Annotated in this window: 2 protein-coding genes; both read right to left on the reverse strand. The window is 55.7% G+C overall.

The genetic code is table 11. The features are described from left to right. A partial coding sequence (locus H5U08_RS16965) for a hypothetical protein (protein ID WP_297035786.1) occupies nt 1-1,015 on the reverse strand: 1,015 nt, incomplete at its 3' end. Next, nucleotides 1,012-2,024: hypothetical protein (locus H5U08_RS16970; protein WP_297035789.1), on the reverse strand; the 1,013-nt coding region annotated here is incomplete at its 5' end. The genes H5U08_RS16965 and H5U08_RS16970, both read right to left, overlap by 4 nt.

The following is a 2,024-nucleotide window of genomic DNA, read 5'->3' on the forward strand; positions in this document are numbered from 1 at the left end:
TGTCAAGGCTTCTCAAATAGAGAACACTGTCAATATACGTGCGTAATGAGGCGAGATCCCGACCCACGCATGCCCTCGCCAATTCGTCGCTTCGACCACCCCGCTGGCGAGTGAAGTCAACATAAATCTCCGGGCATGGAATTTCTGCGTCCGACTCGGCCGGCGCAGCTTTCATTTCCGGAGGCAAATTCCCCGTTGCTACCAGATGGTTTACGGCATGGATAAGCTTGAGACTGTAGATGAAAAGTCCGAAGTTGATCAGAGCCATCAATCCCCGAGTGATCGCCTGCACGGGCATCCTCCCGCCGTACGCCAGCAGGTATTGCAGTACATCTTGGGCCAGATTTCGTGCCGCCTGAGGCAATGCCGGATCCGCCAGCCCAAACTCCTCCACTTTACCTGGCGTGGAAGCTTGGAAGCCATCCAAATAGCACAAAGCAAGAAGGGAATGAATGTCAATATTGCTGGAACCGTCGTAACCGGAGTCGTAACTCGGTGGGGTTAATTCGCGCAGATTTCTACCAAACACCCTGCGAAACAGATCGAATAGCTTATTTGCTCCTTCCAGTGCGTTACCGCTGCCCAATTCGTCTCGAAGCAGAACATACAAAAAAACGTGCACACTGCGCTGCCGTCGGATTTCGCTTGGAAAACCGGTCTTGTAACACAGGAGGGTTAGCGGCAGGAGATAGTCGATCTGCTCCGGTGCCCCCCGCTTTGTTCCTTTCTTCGATGCGCGAAAGACGGCAGCTCGCAGCCAGCGGTCCATCAGCCGCTTGCCTTCGGCAGTGTCAAACCCGGCGACCCGCTCGTGCGACACCACAGCTTGAAGGTACTTTCCCAAATCCGTCGGATCATTTTTTCGCGGTCCACGTTTCCTCCCGCGCGTGACGATGAGATAGAACAGCGAAGGTAACAAACGCTCCACATCGAAATCGTTCATCTCCACAGTAAACAACCGCGAGAAGTGCCAACCCTTGCTCGCTTTGGGAAGCACCAATTTGACCCGTTTCATACGGTGGTCCCCTCTCGCACAATCTTTCCGTCACGCACTACAACACGGTGCATGCGACAGCCGGATTCAATCATCAATACCTCTTGCGTTGGGTAAGCCAACAACTGATTCTTGAAGACTTCCAGTTCTTCAAACAGTGCCTGCTGTTCCTCAGCACCGCTAACGTATCCTTCCAGGGCTCGTTGGAGATATTCAAACAAGTCGAGCCCAATCACCAGGCGTGGTGACCCGCCCCGCCTTTGTAGTACCAAGTAATCCGGCACCGTTTCCACACGCGTATCTTCCGCGGGAGGCAGACATACTTCAAACTCATCGGGCGGAAATCGCTTAATCACCACGAGCTGCTGGCTGGAAGCTTCGGTCAACCGCAGTCCCAAGCCTGATAATTCGGGTAGCACCGGCACGCCGTCGGCTCGGGAAATGCCTGCCAGTAACTCATCGCGAAGCTGCTGGATGTCGATCCGGCCGTTGATGGCATCCACGAATCGATGGAAGTGGTGATAAGGATTTAGCCGATCGGGATCTGGCATTCCGGCTGGCCGTTCCTCCGGCTTCCGCGCTTCGAAGAGATAACGGCGCTTAAGCGCCTCAATTCGGCGAGCATCTTCCAGGCCGTGGAATGCGATGGTTGGCCGGTCCGCAGCCTGGCAAAACAGATGCTCCACTGCACCTGCCACTTCTCTGGTTCGATGGAAATGCAGGTACCGTTCCAGTCGCGGACTGGCCACCAAGGCCGGATCGAAATGTTGCAATTCATCAAGGACCAAGTCCGGAGAACCCGAACCGTTAAAGGCGGCATCGAAGTACAGCCGCGACGGATCGCTCAGCGGCGACTGCCCTTCTGCTCTCTCGCGATGGATTTCTTCGCAGCCCAGGTCGTGTGTCAATAGGAAAGCCAACGCGGAGCGGAGATCGCGGATCGTAGGACGCCGCTCTCGACGCAGGTGGACGGCTAGCAGCAGGTGGTGCAAGCGCTGACGCACCTGGGGACCCAACTTCTCATCCCGGA

The organism is Thermogutta sp. (assembly GCF_014359955.1).
Classification (GTDB): Bacteria; Planctomycetota; Planctomycetia; order Pirellulales; family Thermoguttaceae; genus Thermogutta.